A 17,232-nucleotide genomic window follows, 5' to 3' on the forward strand; every position below is an offset into this window, starting at 1 on the left:
GTCAGTCCTGCCCCGTCACGCGCAGCAGTTCTGCCACGCTTGTCTGCCCCTGGCAGACACGCTGGACGCCATGCTGGAACAGGCTTGGTGTATCCACGCGGATCAATTCGAGCATGTCGTCCTGAGACGCCCGGGCATGAATCGCCTGGGCCAACGCGGGCTTTACCACCAGCATCTCGTGCAACGCCAGGCGCCCGCTGTAACCCAGCTGGCATTCGCTACAGCCCTGCGCCTTGTAGAGCCGCGGCGGCAATTCGGCCGGGTGGCCCAGGACGCTGGCCGTGGCCTCGTCCACTTCATGTTCGACCCGGCAGTGGGGGCAAAGCCGTCGCACCAGGCGCTGGGCCATGATCCCGGCCAGTGAAGATGCGAGCAGGCAAGTATCGATGCCCATGTCGGCAAGGCGTGTGATTGCGCCCAGAGCGCTGTTGGTATGCAAGGTGGACAGCACCAGGTGGCCCGTCAACGAGGCCTGCACCGCAATCTCGGCGGTCTCCCGATCACGGATCTCGCCCACCATGACCACGTCGGGGTCCTGTCGCAAGATGGCACGCAGCCCCCGGGCGAAGGTCATGTCGACCTTGGTGTTGACCTGGGTCTGGCCGATGCCGGGAAGGTAGTACTCGACCGGGTCTTCGACGGTGAGGATATTGCGCGATACCTGGTTGAGGTACGAAAGCGCGGTGTACAGCGTTGTGGTCTTGCCGGAACCGGTGGGCCCGGTGACCAGGAAAATGCCATGTGGTTTCTCCAGCATGCGCATGAAGCCAGCACGCACAGAGCCAGGCATCTGCATATGGTCGATGTCCAGACGCATTGCCTGCTTGTCCAGCAAACGCAGTACCACCCGCTCGCCATGGGCGGCGGGCAAGGTCGACACCCGCACATCCACTTCGTGGCCGGCCAGGCGCAGGCTGATCCGGCCATCCTGAGGCACGCGCTTCTCGGCGATGTCCAGGCGCGCCATGACCTTGATGCGCGAAACCAGCAGTGCAGATAGCTCCCGTGGTGGCGCCAGCACCTCGCGCATGACGCCGTCGATACGCATGCGTACGCGCAGCTGATGCTCGAAGGTTTCCAGGTGGACGTCCGAGGCCCGGGCCCTCACCGCCTCGCTGAACAAGGCATTGAGCAGGCGGATGATCGGCGCATCGTCCTGTTGCTCCAGCAGGTCGCTGGTTTGCGGCAAGGCTTCAGCCAGCTGCGCCAGGTCGATTTCCCGGTCCAGGCCCTGAACAACGGCCTGCGCTGCATCCTGGCCGGGGCCGTAGCAACTGGCCAGGCGCTCGGCGAAGTCGGCATCGCTGACACGCCGCAGGTGCCAGTTGCTGCCCACCACACGGCAGGCTTCGGCAAGGGCGGCCAGCGAAGTGCCTTCTCGCATCAGCAAGGCAGGCTCAGCCGCCTGGCGATCGAGCAGGATACCGTGACGTCGGGCAAAGCTGAACGGCAGGTCGCTGTTCATGAGCGTGGCCCTGGCGCGCCGGGCAGAGCCTGCGACTCGAACATCTGCCGGGGATCTTCCGGCAGGGTCGAATCATCCGCAGCGCGTACCCCTTCGTAGGCGCGTCGCCCCGTCTCGACCAGCTCGGCCTGGCTGCGCAGAATGGTCGGGCGCAGGAAGACCATCAGGTTGGTTTTTTCCTGAGTATCGCTGCGCCACCGGAACAGACCGCCCACCCATGGGATTCGGCTGAGCAGCGGAACACCGCGCTCTACCTTGCGCATGCTGTCCTTGATCAGGCCGCCGATCACGATAATCTCGCCATCGGCAGCCAAGATGGTGCTCTTGAGCGTGCGCTTGTTGGTGATCAGGTCGTTCTCGGCCGTGCTGGGCGCAATTTCCGAGCTTTCCTGCTCGACCTCGAGGCGCAGGCTGCGCCCTTCATTGATGTGCGGGCGCACCTTCAGGCTGATACCGATGTCCTTGCGCTCGACTGTGGTAAAGGGGTTCTCCGAACCACTACCGGGGGTAACGTAGGAGCCGGTCTTGAACGGCACGTTCTGGCCTACCAGGATCTGCGCCTCCTGGTTGTCCAAGGTCAGCAGGCTCGGCGTCGACAACAGGTTGCTGCGGCTATTGCTGGCCAAGGCCGAAACCAGCGCGGCAAAACGGTCCGAGCCAATGGCCAGGGCGACGCCCCCCGGCAGCTTGGTTTCCTTGCCCAGCAGGTCGGCCAGGGCAGCACCACTTTCGCTGAAGGTAACGCCGCCTTTGAGGCCACCTTTGTCGATGCCCCATTGCAGGCCCAACGCTTCATCGATGCTGCCACTGACTTCGACGATTGCCGCATGGATCAGCACTTGCGCCCGGGGCTGGTCCAGTTGTTGGATGATCTGCTCCACGCGGCCCAGCGTCTGCGGCTCGCCCATTATCACCAGGGCGTTCTGGCTGGCATCGGCCTTGACCATGGCCTCGCCGGGGAGGTCCGCGCCCAGAGCCTTGGTGCCCGGCGTACCATCGAGCCGCTTGCCCACCTCACCCAATACTTCGGCAAGCTGCTCGGCACTGCTGTGTTGCAGGCGCACCACCCGCCAGTTCTGCGAATTGGCCGGAACCGGTACATCCAGCGAGCGGGTCAGTTGCGCAAGACGTTGCCTGGACTTGATCGGGCCCAGGATCAGAAGACGGTTGCCGTTCATGTCAGCCAGTACGCGAACGCCGCTGTCCGGGCCACCGGCGGCGGCTTCGACCACCGGGAACACAACCTCGGCCTGGGCTTTGCGCAAGGTCACCAGTTCATGATCATGCCGCTGGCCACTGTCGAGCTGCAGGACCAGGTTTTCCAGGCGGTCCAGGTTGGCTGCGGAGTCGGTGATCACCAGGGCGTTGGCGGAGCTGGACGGTCCAATGTAGCCATTGCTGGAAACCAACGGCCGCAGCAAGCCGGCCAGATCGGCAGCGACACTGCCCGACAGGTTGAAAACCCGTGTGGTGACCGCTGCCGGTATGGCCTCCACCTGCTGGTTTGCCCAGGCCTTGGCTTCGCTTGCAGGCAGCACCAGCAAGCGGTCGCCGTCGTTCACGGCGGCAAAGCCCTGGGCATTGAGCACCGAGTAGAACAGCCGCCGTATCCCTTCGCGATCAAGCGCCTCGTTCGAAAGGACGGTGATGCGCCCCTGCACGCGCGGGTCGAGAATGATCGGCTGGTCAAGGATCGCCCCCACCTCACGCACCACGTCGCGCACGTCGGCATCGCTCATCGCCAGTTGCCAGGTGGGTGCCTCAGCAAGCGCCTGGGAGCAGGCAAGGGTAAGTGAGGCGCCGAACGAGGCGGCGCGCAAGTATCGCATCAGAGTCATTGCACCTCCCGCAACAGGCGGGCTGAGGGGTCTGAAACAGGGCGCGGGCGAGTCGCCGCACCCGTGGGCAGAAATACAGAGGGGGTATCGCTGGACAACGACACGACTTCCTCGCGGCCGTCGATCCACAGCACGATGGAACGCACATTTATTTGGCGCAGCACGCCATGGCCAGGTAACCGGTCTCCGACGCGATAGATAGCCTCGCCGCTGTCGCTTCTCACCAACGCTCGGGCATCGCCCTGGCTGGAAACGAAGCTGGCCTTGAGGGCGATATCCGCCCGGCTCGACTGCCGTTGACCCGGCGCCTGAAAGCCGAACGCCAGGGCCAAGGTAGCCGCCGACAATGGTTTTTCTGGCAAAGCCGCTGTCGTCACCGGCGGGTCCTGGACGACCGGGGGCGCAACTGCGGGATAAACGCTTTCACGCCATGCCAGGCAGGCAAGCGTTACCAGCACGAACGCCAGCCAAGTCAGATACGACGAGCGCTTCATCGTAATCAGGGCAGCATCCGCCTCAGCACGCGCCGCCCGGACAGCTCATGCAAGAGCACGGCGGCGATGTGCATCGAAACGCCAAGGCCTAGCAACAGGCAGGAAGCGATGTGAGTCTTGAACCAGACGCTGTGCCAGAACGGGTCGCTCAGCATGGGCGCGATTGAGAACCAACCGAACACATCGATGACCCGATCCATCATCAGCACACCGGACAACAGCACGATAGCTGTGGTCCAGTACAAGCCCTCATGGGCGACATGAGCGATGCGCTGGTGCTTGAGATGGTCATGCGGGCTGCGTGGTTTGGGTCTGGTCAGGCGCAACAGCCAGCGCAGCATGAATACCGGGATGAACAGCGTCGTCATGGCCACATTGACGAATGCCACAAAGTGGCGTGTAGCGGGGGAGACATTCAGGTACGCCACGTAGAAACCGCTGATCAAGACCCAAATGATGACCGTGGCAGAGATCCAGTGCAGGAGGATCTGCTGCCAGCAATATTTTTGTACTTGCATAGATAGTACTCGAGGAGCCTGGCCCCTCCGGAAGGGGCCAGGTCGGACGCTTTACTTCTCGGTCCAGGCCATGTTCCAGTCGGAGCCAACACCTGGCTCGAACTGGTTGGCAGCCGCGGAGTACTGCCCGCAGTAGCCCGAGTTAGGGAACGGCTGGCACTCGTAGACCTTGCCGTTCTTAGGCTGCAGCACTGTTGTGCCAGCCTTGTAGCTCGACAGCGATTCCGGGAAAACGAAGTCGTGAGCCCCATCGCCAGCCGCTTTGAGCTGAACCGTCTTCTCGTCCTGCAGCAGCACCCGCTCACGCTTGTCCACGCCTACGACCTTGAGGGTATGCTCGCCTTCGGTACTTTCGACATTCAGCACGAACGGCTCGGTGCCGTTGACGCTCTGGCGCGAGTAAGAAACCTGCTTCTTGTTGGTATCGAACAGCCGCGCTGTCACTGTCAGGGCCTTGTTGGTCATGACGGTGAAATCCACACCACCCTTGCCGTCGGTGATCGTGTATTCGGGTTTGACATCGTGCAGGTGCATCGTGGCCTGCTCGCCAGCGGCCGTTTCAAAGTGCAGAAGATAGTTGGTCAGCCCACTTTCGGTTTTGGCAAAGATGCTGTTGGAGCCCTGCACAGGCTCGATATTACCGTCCGCATCCATTTTACCGGCACGTACCAACGTCTGGGTTTCGTTGATCTGCTTGGCGAGCTTATAAGCCCAGTTGGCAGCTATGGCTTCTTCGGCATTTTCGATCTTGATGCTTACATGGTTTGCAGGACGCTCCCCATTGGCATCGAATGCCCTGGCAGTAACTTTGTCCCCAACTTCAAGGTCACGGCTGGCGCTGATTTCAGCCAGGCGCGGCCACTCAGGGACCGGGCCGCCATCCAGCTGGATATCGACGTCAGCGACACTGTGGAAAGCCTTATCGGTATCGCCAACCTTCCAGACGGCGAGAATCACGTGCTGGCCCGAACGGTCGGCTGGCAATGTGCAGCTGTGCCTTGGATTGGTGCCAGTACCTTTTGCCGGTATCTGGTTGCTGCCATCCAACGCACAGAACGGGGTCGAATCGAATGAGTCACGGGTCAGCGCAGCGTTGGGGTTCCAATCCGCCTTGGTAATGAAGTACTCCCACGACCGCACCGGATGCGGGGCTTCATAATGCCAGTCGAACTGCATGTTACGGTCCACGACCGGGGTCAGATGCCAACGATTGGCTGATTGCTCATCGAGTGCGGCAAAGTCGCTTCGAACACCACCACTGGCGATTTTTCCATTCTCGGGGCCTTGGCTTGGAAAGCGCCCTATCACTTCGCCGACCGACCACGGTTCGTACTGAGCACCTCCGCAGTTGACGTTCAGGTTTTTAAAACCTGCATGGCAGAGCGCTGCACGAGACGGAGGGTCAGCCAGGTAACCATGTGCATTGGCGATTTGCGCCTGCAAACCTGCACCTACGATCGCCATCCACACACCGGTGGCGACAACGCTTTTTCGCAGGGTCTTTCTTGTATTCATCACGAACTCCGAACGCATTGCTGGTTAAATGCGTAAAGGCGCATTTATTGAAATGCAATGCACCTTCAGCGCGAATGGAGCGCGGAGAGTAAAGAAAACAACTTTGCGTTCATGTAGGAATAAACCTGGCAGGCCGCGGTCTTTTCTCGCGGCCTTGAGGCAATTTCCATGTAGGGACTTTCGAAACAAAAGCGCTAAAGACGCGAGAAGGGATTACTATCGATCTTCAATGTCGAGAACTTCCTCTACATCGAAAGATTCACAGCGACATGCAACTTTCTTGGTGAAACGCTGACATGTAACTTGAACAAGCCTGTTCAACATCAGGGAAATATCCCCAATCTGATGCGAGCAGGCTTGCGAAAGACTCCCCGACCCGAAACCTCGGGGAGCCTCGAATCAAGCGTGATATTGCGCCGACAGCTCATGCACGGCGTTGATGAACACACCGGCGTGCTCCGGGTCGACTTCCGGTGTGATGCCGTGGCCCAGGTTGAACACATGGCCTGTGCCGTGGCCATAGCTGGCCAGGATACGCGCCACTTCCTTACGGATAGCTTCGGGCTTGGCGTACAGCACGGTCGGGTCCATATTGCCCTGCAGCGCCACCTTGTCACCCACGCGGCGGCGGGCATCGCCGATCTCGCAGGTCCAGTCCAGGCCCAGCGCGTCGGCGCCGGCTTCGGCGATGCTTTCCAGCCACAGGCCGCCGTTCTTGGTGAACAGGATCACCGGCACCTTGCGCCCTTCGTGCTCGCGGATCAGGCCGCTGACGATCTTGCGCATGTAGGCCAGGGAGAACTCCTGGTAAGCCGCCGCCGACAGGTTGCCGCCCCAGGTGTCGAAAATCTGCACGGCCTGGGCACCAGCGAGGATCTGGCCGTTGAGGTAGCTGGTGACCGACTGGGCCAGCTTGTCCAGCAGCAGGTGCAGGGCCTGCGGGTTGTCGTAGGCCATGGCCTTGGTCTTGCGGAAGTCCTTCGACGAGCCGCCTTCGACCATGTAGGTGGCCAGGGTCCACGGGCTGCCGGAGAACCCGATCAGCGGCACGCGGCCGTTGAGCTCGCGGCGGATGGTGCTGACCGCGTCCATCACGTAGCCAAGGTCTTTCTGCGGGTCGGGGATCGGCAGCGCTTCGATGTCGGCCGGTGTGCTGATGACCTTCTTGAAACGCGGGCCTTCGCCGCTTTCGAAGTACAGGCCCAGGCCCATGGCATCGGGGATGGTGAGGATGTCCGAGAACAGGATCGCCGCGTCCAGCGGGTAGCGGTCCAGCGGCTGCAGGGTGACCTCGCAGGCGAACTGCGGGTTCATGCACAGGCTCATGAAGTCACCGGCCTTGGCGCGGCTGGCGCGGTACTCCGGCAGGTAGCGGCCGGCCTGGCGCATCATCCACACCGGGGTGACGTCTACGGGTTGCTTGAGCAGTGCACGCAGGAAACGATCGTTCTTCAGGGCAGTCATGTCGGCATCCGGAAAAATAGTGCGGGCATTTTCTCAGACGCACAAAGAAAAGGCACGGCCGTTTGCCGTGCCTTTTCTCTATAGGTATGTCCTGGATCAATAGATTTTGTATACAAAATTCTAATGATGGGGGTGCCGATGGCCCTATCGCCGGCAAGCCAGCTCCCACAGGGTGAGCCGCAGCCCTTGTGGGAGCTGGCTTGCCGGCGATGAGGCCAGTACAGGCAACCTCAGACTTCCAGGTAGTCCAGGATACCCTCAGCAGCAGTACGCCCTTCGAAGATAGCCGTCACCACCAGGTCCGACCCACGCACCATGTCGCCACCGGCAAACACTTTCGGGTTGCTGGTCTGGTGCTTGAACTTGCCCTTCTCCGGTGCCACCACGCGGCCCTGGCTATCCAGCTGGATGCCATGCTGCTCGAACCACGGCGCCGGGCTTGGGCGGAAGCCGAAGGCGATGACCACGGCATCGGCCGGCAGGATCTCTTCGGACCCCGGGATCGGCTCCGGGCTGCGGCGGCCACGGGCATCCGGCTCGCCGAGACGAGTCTCGACCACCTTTACGCCTTCGACCTTGTCCTCGCCGACAATGGCGATAGGCTGGCGGTTGTAGAGGAACTTCACGCCCTCTTCCTTGGCGTTCTTCACCTCACGACGCGAACCCGGCATGTTGGCCTCGTCACGGCGATAGGCGCAGGTCACCGACTTGGCGCCCTGGCGGATCGAGGTGCGGTTGCAGTCCATCGCGGTGTCACCACCGCCCAGTACCACCACCTTCTTGCCCTGCATGTCGACGAAGTCTTCCGGCGACTTCTCGAAGCCCAGGTTGCGGTTGACGTTGGCGATCAGGAAGTCCAGCGCATCATGCACGCCCGGCAGGTCCTCGCCCGGGAAGCCGCCCTTCATGTAGGTGTAGGCACCCATGCCCATGAACACCGCGTCGTACTCGGCGAGCAGTTGCTCCATGGTCACGTCCTTGCCCACCTCGGTGTTCAGGCGGAACTCGATGCCCATGCCGGTGAACACTTCACGGCGGTTGCTTAGCACGGTCTTTTCCAGCTTGAACTCGGGAATACCGAAGGTCAGCAGGCCGCCGATTTCCGGGTTGCGGTCGAACACCACCGGGGTCACGCCGGCACGTACCAGCACGTCGGCACAGCCCAGGCCGGCCGGGCCGGCACCGATGATGGCGACGCGCTTGCCGGTTGGCTTGACCTTGGACATGTCCGGGCGCCAGCCCATGGCGAAGGCGGTGTCGGTGATGTACTTCTCCACCGAGCCGATGGTCACCGCACCGAAGCCGTCGTTCAGGGTGCAGGCACCCTCGCACAGGCGGTCCTGCGGGCATACGCGGCCGCACACTTCCGGCAGGGTGTTGGTCTGGTGCGACAGTTCCGCCGCGGCCAGGATGTTGCCTTCGGATACCAGCTTCAACCAGTTGGGGATGAAGTTGTGTACCGGGCACTTCCATTCGCAATACGGGTTACCGCAGCCCAGGCAGCGGTGCGCCTGCTCCACGGACTGCTGCGGCTTGAACGGCTCGTAGATTTCCACGAACTCCTTCTTGCGCTGGCGCAGCAGCTTTTTCTTCGGGTCCTTGCGGCCCACTTCGATGAACTGGAAGTCGTTGTTCAGACGTTCAGCCATTTTTCAAAACCTCTTTACCGCAGTTGCCAGCCTCAGGCTGCAAGCTGCAAGACGATCACTTGAGCACGACAGGCCCCGCGCACGGGGCCGTCACTTGCAGCTGTTGTTACTGCGGGTTGGCACGGGTGCTGGACAGCAGTTGCTTCAGGTTGGCTGCCTTCGGCTTCACCAGCCAGAAGCGCCGCACGTAGTCGTCCAGGTTCTCCGAGAGCTCACGCCCCCACTCGCTGCCAGTCTCTTCCACGTACTCGGCAAGGACCCGCGCCAGGTGGCTGCGGTAGGCCTCCATCGCTTCACCACTGATACGCTGGATTTCCACCAGCTCATGGTTGAGCTTGTCGACGAAGGTATTGTCCATGTCGAGCACGTAGGCGAAGCCGCCAGTCATGCCAGAACCGAAGTTGTAACCGGTCTTGCCCAGCACGCAGACAAAGCCGCCGGTCATGTATTCACAGCAGTGATCGCCAGTGCCCTCGACAACAGCGTGGGCGCCGGAGTTACGTACAGCGAAGCGCTCGCCAGCAGTACCAGCGGCGAACAGCTTGCCGCCGGTGGCGCCGTACAGGCAGGTGTTGCCGACGATGGCGCTGTGCTGGGTTTCGAACGGGCTGCCGGCTGGCGGCACGATGGTGACCTTGCCACCGGTCATGCCCTTGCCGACGTAGTCGTTGGCGTCGCCTTCCAGGTGCAGGTTCAGGCCACCGGCGTTCCACACGCCGAAGCTCTGGCCCGCAGTACCCTTGAAGCGGAAGGTGATCGGCGCCGCGGCCATGCCCTGGTTGCCATGCAGGCGGGCGATTTCGCCCGACACGCGCGCACCGATGGAGCGGTCGCAGTTGCAGATGTCGAGGCTGAACTCGCCACCGGCCTGGTCGCGGATGGCCGGCATGGCCATTTCCACCATCTTCTCGGCTAGCTCGCCCTGGTCGAACGGCGGGTTCTTGTCGACTTCGCAGAACTGCGGCTTGTCAGCCGGGATGTGCGAGCTGCCCAGCAGCGGCGACAGGTCCAGGTACTGCTGGCGTTCGGTGTCGCCTGGCAGCACGTCGAGCAGGTCGGTACGGCCGATCAGCTCGCCGAGGCTACGCACGCCCAGCTTGGCCAGCCACTCACGGGTTTCTTCGGCGACGAAGGTGAAGAAGTTGATCACCATGTCGACGGTGCCGATGTAGTGGTCCTTGCGCAGCTTGTCGTTCTGGGTGGCCACGCCGGTGGCGCAGTTGTTCAGGTGGCAGATGCGCAGGTACTTGCAGCCCAGGGCGATCATCGGCGCGGTACCGAAGCCGAAGCTTTCGGCGCCGAGGATGGCTGCCTTGATCACGTCCAGGCCGGTCTTCAGGCCACCGTCGGTCTGTACCCGTACCTTGCCGCGCAGGTCGTTGCCGCGCAGGGTCTGGTGGGTCTCGGCCAGGCCCAGCTCCCATGGGGCGCCGGCATACTTGATCGAGGTCAGCGGCGAAGCACCGGTACCACCGTCGTAGCCGGAGATGGTGATCAGGTCGGCATAGGCCTTGGCCACACCGGCGGCGATGGTGCCGACGCCAGCTTCTGCCACCAGCTTGACCGAAACCAGGGCCTGCGGGTTGACCTGCTTGAGGTCGTAGATCAGCTGGGCCAGGTCTTCGATCGAGTAGATGTCGTGGTGCGGCGGCGGCGAGATCAGGGTCACGCCCGGTACCGCGTAACGCAGCTTGGCGATCAGGCCGTTGACCTTGCCGCCTGGCAGCTGGCCGCCTTCACCGGGCTTGGCGCCCTGGGCAACCTTGATCTGCAGCACTTCGGCGTTGACCAGGTACTCCGGGGTCACGCCAAAGCGGCCGGTGGCTACCTGCTTGATCTTCGAGCTCTTGATGGTGCCGTAGCGCGACGGGTCTTCACCGCCCTCGCCAGAGTTGGAACGCGCGCCCAGGCGGTTCATCGCCTCGGCCAGCGCTTCGTGGGCCTCTGGCGACAGTGCACCCAGCGAGATACCGGCGGAGTCGAAGCGCTTGAGGATCGCCTCCAGCGGCTCGATCTGCTCCAGCGGCAGCGGCTGGTCGGCCACTTTCACCTTCAGCAGGTCGCGGATCATCGACACCGGGCGCTGGTCGACCAGCGTGGTGTATTCCTTGAACTTGGCGTAGTCGCCCTGCTGCACGGCAGCCTGCAGGGTGTTGACCACGTCCGGGTTGTAGGCGTGGTATTCGCCACCGTGGACGAACTTCAGCAGGCCGCCTTGCTGGATCGGCTTGCGCGCGCTCCAGGCTTCGGCTGCCAGCAGCTTCTGGTCGCTTTCCAGGTCTGCGAAGCGCGCACCCTTGATGCGGCTGGAAACGCCCTTGAAGCTCAGGCCCACCACTTCCTCGGCCAGGCCGATGGCTTCGAACAGCTGCGCGCCACGGTACGAGGCGATGGTGGAGATACCCATCTTCGACAGGATCTTCAGCAGGCCCTTGGAGATGCCCTTGCGGTAGTACTTGAAGACTTCGTCCAGGTCGCCCAGCACTTCGCCGGTACGGATCAGGTCAGCCAGCACTTCATAGGCCAGGTACGGGTAAACGGCCGAGGCACCGAAGCCCAGCAGCACGGCGAAGTGGTGCGGGTCGCGGGCGGTGGCGGTTTCCACCAGGATGTTGCTGTCGCAACGCAGGCCCTGTTCGGTCAGGCGGTGGTGCACCGCACCAACGGCCAGCGAGGCGTGCACCGGCAGCTTGCCCGGGGCAATGTAGCGGTCGCTCAGCACCAGCTGGGTCTTGCCAGCGCGCACGGCTTCTTCAGCCTGGTCGGCGATGTTGCGGATGGCCGCTTCCAGGCCGACGCTCTCTTCATAGTTGAGGTCGATCAGCTGGCGGTCGAAGCCTTCGCGCTCCAGGTTCATCAGCGAACGCCACTTGGCGGGCGAGATGACCGGCGAGCTGAGGATTACCCGCGAAGCGTGCTCCGGGGATTCCTGGAAGATATTGCGCTCGGCACCCAGGCAGATTTCCAGGGACATGACGATCGCTTCGCGCAGCGGGTCGATCGGCGGGTTGGTCACCTGGGCGAATTGCTGGCGGAAGAAGTCGTACGGCGAACGCACGCGCTGCGACAGCACGGCCATTGGCGTGTCGTCACCCATCGAGCCGACCGCTTCCTGGCCCTGCTCGCCGAGCGGGCGCAGCACCTGGTCACGCTCTTCGAAGGTGACCTGGAACATTTTCATGTACTGCTTGAGCTGGTCAGCGTCGTAGCTGGCCACGCCCTGGTCATCGGTCAGCGTCGCCTGGATGCGCGTGGCGTGCTGACGCAGCCAGCGCTTGTACGGGTGGCGCGACTTCAGACGGTTGTCGATGGCGTCGGTGTCGAGGATCTGGCCGGTTTCGGTGTCCACGGCGAAGATCTGGCCCGGGCCGACGCGGCCCTTGGCGATGACGTCCTCGGGCTTGTAGTCCCATACGCCGATTTCCGACGCCAGGGTGATGTAGCCGTTCTTGGTGGTCACCCAGCGCGCCGGGCGAAGGCCGTTACGGTCGAGCAGGCACACCGCATGGCGGCCTTCGGTCATCACGATACCGGCCGGGCCATCCCACGGCTCCATGTGCATGGAGTTGTATTCGTAGAAGGCGCGCAGGTCGGCGTCCATGGTCTCAACGTTCTGCCAGGCTGGCGGTACCAGCATGCGCACGCCACGGAACAGGTCGATGCCGCCAGTGACCATCAGCTCCAGCATGTTGTCCATGCTCGAGGAGTCGGAGCCGACGCGGTTGACCAGCGGGCCGAGCTCGTCGAGGTCGGGGATCAGGTCGTTGGCGAACTTGGTGCGACGGGCCATGGCCCAGTTGCGGTTGCCGGTGATGGTGTTGATCTCGCCGTTGTGGGCGAGGAAGCGGAACGGCTGCGCCAGCGGCCATTTCGGCAGGGTGTTGGTGGAGAAGCGCTGGTGGAACACGCAGATCGCGGTTTGCAGGCGCTCGTCACCCAGGTCTGGGTAGAAGGCCGCGAGATCGCGCGGCATCATCAAGCCTTTGTAGATGATGGTCTTGTGCGAGAAGCTGCAGATGTAGTGGTCGGCGTCGTGGGCGTTGGCCACGGACGAACGGCGACGGGCACTGAACAGCTTGATGGCGAATTCCTGGTCGCTCAGGCCTTCACCGCCGATGAACACCTGCTCGATCTGCGGCAGGCGCTCAAGGGCCAGGCGGCCGAGCACGCTGGTATCGATCGGCACCTTGCGCCAGCCGACCAGCTTCAGGCCAGCAGCGAGGATTTCGCGGTCCATGTTGGCGCGGGCGGCTTCGGCTTTGACCGGGTCCTGGTTGAAGAACACCATGCCGACAGCGTACTGCTTGGGCAGCTCGACAGCGAAGTGCTCCTGGGCCACGGCACGCAGGAATTGATCGGGCTTCTGCATGAGCAGACCGCAACCGTCACCGGTCTTGCCGTCGGCGTTGATACCGCCGCGGTGCGTCATGCAGGTCAGTGCCTGCATGGCGGTTTGCAGAAGGTGGTGGCTCGGTTCGCCCGTCATATGGGCGATCAGGCCAAAACCACAGTTGTCCTTGAATTCTTCGGGATGGTACAGACCTGTTTTCATAGACACATTCTCACCAGGTTCACCTCTCAACGGAGGTAAATCTCTTTTTTAACAACCACTTACCATCCACGCCGATCAAACGCCAGCTTTTTTGCGGTGGCCATGGAAAACCATTGTTGCACAGCGACAGCGATGCCCACAAATTTTCATGTCTCACCATTGAAAATTTATGTCGCAATTTTGAATGTTTTTGCGCCATGCGCCGTGATAGCGGCTTGGCTCGAGTCTGAAGCGTTTCAGCCATGACTGCAAGTAAGGCTTGTGGCCGGCAGTCTGGGACAGAAAAGCCTGCCGCGTGACAACGCAGCAGGCTATTCGAAAGTCAGTAATCGCTCAGCAACTGGGCGGCGGGGTGGTGCCGCCCGGAAGGTATCAGCGGGCCGAGGCCAGCTCTTGTTGGACGCTGGCGACGGTACGTGGCCAAGGTTTACCAGCCTGGACCTTCGCTGGCAAGTTCTTGATTGCCGCAACCGCTGCGTCGCGGTTGGCGAAGTTGCCGTAAGTGACTACGTACAGCGGCTTGCCCTGCAGGTTTTTCTTGAAGTAGCGATAGTCGCCACCCTGGGCCTTGACGAACGCCTGGGCCGAAGCCTCGGAGCTGGTACCCAGGATCTGCACCACGTAATTGCCCGGTTTCTGCCCGGCGTACCAGCCGCTGTTGCCGCTGCCACCGGCTGCCGGCTTCTCGACAGGCTTGGCGGCCGGCTTGGCCACGGCGACCTGGGTCGGTGCTGGTGCAGGCTTGGCTGGCGCAACCGGCTTGGCAGGCTGGGTTGCGACAGGTTTTGGCGCAGGCGCAACCGGCTGCGGTTGCGGCTGTACCGGCTGGGCCGGCGCCGTGGCTACAGGCTGGGCAGGTACCGGTGCCGGGCCCGCCGGCACACCTTGCGGCGGTGCGATGGTGGTCACGGTTGGCGGCGGGTTGCCTGGCTGAAGGGCGGTATCACCGGCCGGGCTACCCTCTTCACCCTCACCCATGCCCGCGGCCTGGGCCAGCGGCTCGCGCATCACCGGCTGCGACTGGCCAACCAGCGGCAGCGGCATCGGCTGGGACGAACCCGAGAACTCGATGGCCGGGTTGCCACCATTGGCCTGGCCCTCGCCAAGCGGCAACTGGGCCTGGGCGGCAGGCGCTTCGGCAGGCGCCTTGTCACCTTTCTTCGGCATCAACACCGCGGCCGCAACGGCGACCACAACCACAGCGGACAGCGCGAGCACATGTTTTTTAGGCATCTTGAACCCCATGGATGGTCGCTTGGCCGTCGAGCGGCTGGCGATCATGGCTTCGATCAAAGTGTCACGGGCGACCTGGTTGATGTTGCCAGGCCAGCCGTCAGAGTTTTCATGGATATCGACGATCTGTTCACGGCTGAACACCTCGATGCCCCGACCAGCACCTTCCAGGCGCTGCTCCAGGTACTCGCGGGTTTCTTCTTCACTGTAGGGGGCGAGTTCGATGATGTGGAAGCGTTCTTCCTCGATATTGATCTCGTCCAGCCCGGCAATCAGCGACGGCTCACCGAACAGGAACACATGCGGGCGCCCTTCCGGCACACCCGCCGCCAATTCCAGCAACGCTTGGAGTGCCGACTCGTCGAGTTGTTCCGCATCGTCCACCAGCAAGTACACTTCCTGGCCGGTCAGTGCCAGTTGCACCACCTTGGCCAGGATCGCCTGCATTTCGGCCTCGGCCACATCCAGGCTCTGCGCGACCTGGCCGAGTACACTGGCGGCATCGCTGGCACCACGGGCGGACACCACCACGCTCTGCACCGCCTGCTTGTTGGTACTGGCCACCAAGGCCTGGCGCAGCAGGGTCTTGCCGCTGCCCAGCGGGCCGGTGACAACCAGCATCAGCTGGCTGTAGCGCGCCAGGTGGTGCAGTTGGCCGAGCACGGGCTTGCGCTGGGCCGGGAAGAACTTGAAGCCGGGCACGCGGGACGCGAACGGATCGTGGCTCAACTGGTAATGGTCGAGAAAGGCCTCATCGGCATGCAAACTGGTCATTGCGCTGTCACAACCTCAAAGCTGGGCCACGATCGCGCGGTAATCCGCCGACAACGTGGCCTGTAGAATCTCTTTCGGATAGTCGTCTGTCACCACGGCCTCGCCCATCTGGCGCAGCAGCACCAGACGCAGACGGCCGTCGAGCACCTTCTTGTCGACCGCCATGTGCTCCATGAAATGCGCCGGGGTCATTTCCTGTGGTGGCACCACCGGCAAACCTGCGTCCTGCAACAGGCGGATTCCGCGATCGCGCTCGGCCTGGTCGATCCAGCCAAGGCGCATGGACATCTCCAGGGCCATCACCGTGCCCGCCGCCACGGCTTCGCCGTGCAGCCACACGCCGTAACCCATGTGGGTCTCGATGGCATGCCCGAAGGTATGCCCCAGGTTCAGCGTGGCGCGTACGCCAGACTCGCGCTCGTCGGCCCCCACCACCGCGGCCTTGGCCGCACAGGAGCGGCGGATGGCTTCGGTCAGCGCCACCGGGTCGAGGGCACGCAGCGCCTGCATATTGTCCTCGAGCCAGGCGAGGAACGGTTTGTCGCAGATCAGGCCGTACTTGATTACTTCGGCCAGGCCTGCGGACAGCTCGCGTGCCGGCAGGGTCTTGAGGCTGGTGGTATCGATCAGCACCGCATTGGGCTGGTAGAAGGCACCGACCATGTTCTTGCCCAGCGGGTGGTTGATGCCGGTCTTGCCACCGACCGAAGAGTCGACCTGGGACAGCAAGGTGGTCGGCACCTGGATGAAGTCGACGCCGCGCTGGTAGCAGGCGGCAGCGAAGCCGGCCATGTCACCGATCACGCCGCCACCCAGGGCGACCACGGTGGTGCGGCGGTCGTGCCGTGCAGTCAGCAGGCCATCGAAGATCAGTTGCAGGGTTTCCCAGTTCTTGTGGGCTTCGCCATCGGGCAATACCACCGGCAGCACCGAATAGGCACCCAGGGTCTTGCTCAGGCGTTCGAGATACAGAGGCGCGACGGTCTCGTTGGAAACGATGGCAACCTGCCGCCCGGCGATGTGCGGCGCCAGCAGCTCGGGCTGGTCCAGCAGGCCTTCGCCAATGTAGATCGGGTAGCTACGCTCGCCCAGGTCGACCTTTAGTGTCTGCATGTATCCCCACAATGTACTTGGGCGCGGCGCCGTTCGGGCACCCGCGCGGTAACGTTGAACCTCGCCTCGGCGCTGGTGGCCGAGAATAGTCCCGGGCTAACGGGGCGGCAACTGCTGCAAGCGCTCGAGAATATCGATCACCACCATGCGTGGCGGCCGCTCGTCGGTTTCCACTACCAGGTCGGCGATCTCGCGGTAGAGCGGGTCGCGGGTTTCCAGCAGGGCGCGCAAGGTCGCCTCGGGATTGGCGGTGCGCAGCAGGGGGCGATTGCGATCACGCGCGGTGCGGCCAACCTGCTGTTCCACCGAAGCATGCAGGTAGATCACCCGGCCACCCTGGTGCAGGGCCTGACGGTTGGCTTCGCGCATTACCGCGCCACCGCCGGTCGCCAGGACCACGCCGTCGAGTGCGCACAGCTCGGCGATCATCGCCTGCTCGCGGTCACGGAAACCCGGCTCGCCTTCCTTGTCGAAAATCCACGGGATGTTGGCGCCGCATCGCAGTTCGATTTCCTTGTCGGAATCCTTGAACAGCAGGCGCAGCTCTTTGGCCAATAGGCGTCCGATGGTGCTTTTACCAGCGCCCATGGGCCCCACAAGTATCAAATTTCGCACAG

Annotated in this window: 11 protein-coding genes; all 11 read right to left on the reverse strand. The window is 62.9% G+C overall.

Annotation, left to right across the window (positions count from 1 at the left end):
• Position 1: 1 nt before the first annotated feature.
• The 11 genes from gspE to aroK all read right to left on the reverse strand — a co-directional run bounded on the left by gspE (position 2) and on the right by aroK (position 17,230).
• Positions 2 to 1,465, reverse strand: coding sequence for a type II secretion system ATPase GspE (gene gspE / locus ABX298_RS08840; protein WP_367394314.1), 1,464 nt, complete (start codon positions 1,463 to 1,465; stop codon positions 2 to 4).
• Positions 1,462 to 3,303, reverse strand: a complete 1,842-nt coding sequence (gene gspD / locus ABX298_RS08845; RefSeq protein WP_367394315.1) for a type II secretion system secretin GspD — start codon at positions 3,301 to 3,303, stop codon at positions 1,462 to 1,464. The genes gspE and gspD overlap by 4 nt, the downstream gene beginning before the upstream one ends.
• The gene (locus tag ABX298_RS08850) at positions 3,300 to 3,797 is read right to left on the reverse strand and encodes a type II secretion system protein N (RefSeq protein ID WP_367394316.1); all 498 of its coding nucleotides are present in this window, start codon (positions 3,795 to 3,797) and stop codon (positions 3,300 to 3,302) included. Before ABX298_RS08850 ends, gspD begins: the two co-directional genes overlap by 4 nt.
• Positions 3,798 to 3,802: 5 nt before the next feature.
• The gene (locus tag ABX298_RS08855; protein ID WP_367394317.1) at positions 3,803 to 4,315 is read right to left on the reverse strand and encodes a cytochrome b; all 513 of its coding nucleotides are present in this window, start codon (positions 4,313 to 4,315) and stop codon (positions 3,803 to 3,805) included.
• Between the two features lie 51 nt (positions 4,316 to 4,366).
• Positions 4,367 to 5,830, reverse strand: coding sequence for an N-acetylglucosamine-binding protein GbpA (gbpA, locus tag ABX298_RS08860; protein ID WP_075047055.1), 1,464 nt, complete (start codon positions 5,828 to 5,830; stop codon positions 4,367 to 4,369).
• Positions 5,831 to 6,229: 399 nt separating this feature from the next.
• On the reverse strand, positions 6,230 to 7,294 hold the full coding sequence (gene hemE, locus ABX298_RS08865; RefSeq protein WP_075046641.1) for a uroporphyrinogen decarboxylase: 1,065 nt from the start codon (positions 7,292 to 7,294) through the stop codon (positions 6,230 to 6,232).
• A gap of 230 nt (positions 7,295 to 7,524) precedes the next feature.
• A complete protein-coding gene (locus tag ABX298_RS08870; RefSeq protein ID WP_367394318.1) occupies positions 7,525 to 8,943 on the reverse strand; it encodes an FAD-dependent oxidoreductase in 1,419 nt (472 codons plus the stop codon).
• 106 nt (positions 8,944 to 9,049) lie between these two features.
• Entirely contained in the window at positions 9,050 to 13,495 is a 4,446-nt protein-coding gene (gene gltB, locus ABX298_RS08875) for a glutamate synthase large subunit (protein ID WP_025340954.1), read from the reverse strand.
• Positions 13,496 to 13,867: 372 nt separating this feature from the next.
• The gene (locus ABX298_RS08880; protein ID WP_367394319.1) at positions 13,868 to 15,502 is read right to left on the reverse strand and encodes an SPOR domain-containing protein; all 1,635 of its coding nucleotides are present in this window, start codon (positions 15,500 to 15,502) and stop codon (positions 13,868 to 13,870) included.
• A gap of 15 nt (positions 15,503 to 15,517) precedes the next feature.
• Positions 15,518 to 16,615 (reverse strand): 3-dehydroquinate synthase, encoded by a 1,098-nt coding sequence (gene aroB, locus ABX298_RS08885; RefSeq protein WP_015272135.1) that lies wholly within the window; start codon positions 16,613 to 16,615, stop codon positions 15,518 to 15,520.
• A gap of 96 nt (positions 16,616 to 16,711) precedes the next feature.
• Complete coding sequence (gene aroK, locus ABX298_RS08890) at positions 16,712 to 17,230, reverse strand: shikimate kinase AroK (RefSeq protein ID WP_025340956.1); 519 nt, start codon at positions 17,228 to 17,230, stop codon at positions 16,712 to 16,714.
• Positions 17,231 to 17,232: the final 2 nt, after the last annotated feature.

This window comes from Pseudomonas sp. X4 (assembly GCF_040784925.1).
GTDB lineage: Bacteria > Pseudomonadota > Gammaproteobacteria > Pseudomonadales > Pseudomonadaceae > Aquipseudomonas > Aquipseudomonas putida_Z.